This window comes from Peptoclostridium litorale DSM 5388, assembly GCF_900141635.1.
GTDB lineage: Bacteria > Bacillota > Clostridia > Peptostreptococcales > Peptostreptococcaceae > Peptoclostridium > Peptoclostridium litorale.
Genome location: NZ_FSRH01000035.1, coordinates 1 through 1,598, shown reverse-complemented (window position 1 = coordinate 1,598; position 1,598 = coordinate 1). Strand labels below are relative to the sequence as shown.

The window sequence follows — 1,598 nt, the reverse complement described above, 5'->3', positions numbered from 1 at the left end:
ATGGTTTGCTGTTTAGTTTTCAAGGTTCAATGTTCGCCGCCTTTTTGCGACTCGTTTATCTTATCATCTCTCAAGGTCCAAGTCAAGAACTTTTTGAAGCCGTAACACTATTTATGAAATAAATAGATGTACGTCTCATGCAAGTGTTACCCAAGAGAGCTCGCAGAGTTCGATTGGTTGTAACATACTGCCAAATTTCTTTTTTCTGGAAGCCTTGAAACCAGGCCGCTAGGACTTGGTGTTTGCCGCCCTGTTTCAGCGACAAGTAATACTATACCAGCTTTATTGCCAAAGGTCAACACTTTTTGTGACAAAATAGTTTTTTTAATGAAAAACTCCTAATTTAAGCGCCGTATGTGTTTATATACCCGTGATATTCGCCCTTAAACAGTCTCTTGTAAAAAGCTTTTGACACTTCAAGTTTCATAAAGTTTTCATACTCTATTTCAATATAGTGCTTTTACAATAATTTTTCAATATAGTCTTCTTTCAGTTTCTTAGCTCGTCTTTTAAGAATATTATGCATTACTATAACATAGGTTTATTTTCTATACTTTTACCAGTTTATTTCTAAACCTACTCCAACTTCTTTAACAGGCAAAGCTTTATACATTTCTGCTCTAACAGCAAATGAAGTACAATGGCAAGGATATAATTCCTTTAAATTGTTCTGTTTTAGATAATCAATAGTTTTATTAACCTCTTCAGTTACTTCAAATAAATGAAATCCCCCTATAACTCCTAATACTCTATTGTCTTTACATACTTTTTTTGCATATTCTATTATATTACATATCCCACTATGAGAACATCCGGTAATAATATAAATACCATTTTCACTTTTATATACAAGGGCTGTATCATCTATTACATAATCATCAACTGAAGTTTCATAAATAATTTGTTTGCCAATAGGCTTTCTATTTTCAAAGTCGTTTATTTGAGGTATTTCCCCTAAAAAAGTTATATGTTTGCTAACTTTAATAGGTTCTTTCGAAAGAATTAGATTGCATTTTCCTTTTAGTTCTTCTTCTAAAATAGGAGAACCAATTTTAAAATTGTCTATTATTTTTTCTTTAAATGCATCTGGATGAGCAATAATAGAAATATTATTTTTATGATTTTGTTCAAAGTAATATTTTAATCCTCTTGTATGGTCGTCATGACCATGTGAAATAACAATAGTGCTTATATTTTCCAAATCTACACCTAATGCAATTGAGTTTCTTAGAAATAAATTAGAATATCCTACATCCAATAGTAAGCTGATATCCTCGTCTTCAATATAATACGAAACAGCAGGTTCGCCACAGTAATATTGGTCAATATATGTATTATTATCTACCAAAACTTTTAGTTTCACCTTATTACCTCCTTTTTTTAACATGAATAAGCTTTGCAATATATTACAATTGTAATTTTATTTTACAAAAGACATGTGCGTGGTATGAATCTGTACATTCTTCCGTAGCTTTGCAAAGAGCAAGATGTTAAACAGTCTTTCAAAAACGCAAAAAAACCTCCGAAATATCGGAGGTCTATCACGCAGCCACGTCCTATTCTCCCGGGACCTTCCGGTCCGAGTACCTTCGGCGCTA

1 protein-coding gene is annotated in these 1,598 nt (G+C 32.2%); it reads right to left on the bottom strand.

Features of this window, described 5'->3' with window-relative positions:
• Positions 1-556: 556 nt before the first annotated feature.
• Positions 557-1,363 carry an MBL fold metallo-hydrolase gene (locus tag BUQ87_RS14875; protein ID WP_038263317.1) on the bottom strand — a complete coding sequence of 269 codons (807 nt, stop codon included), beginning with the start codon at positions 1,361-1,363 and terminating at the stop codon, positions 557-559.
• Positions 1,364-1,598 lie beyond the last annotated feature (235 nt).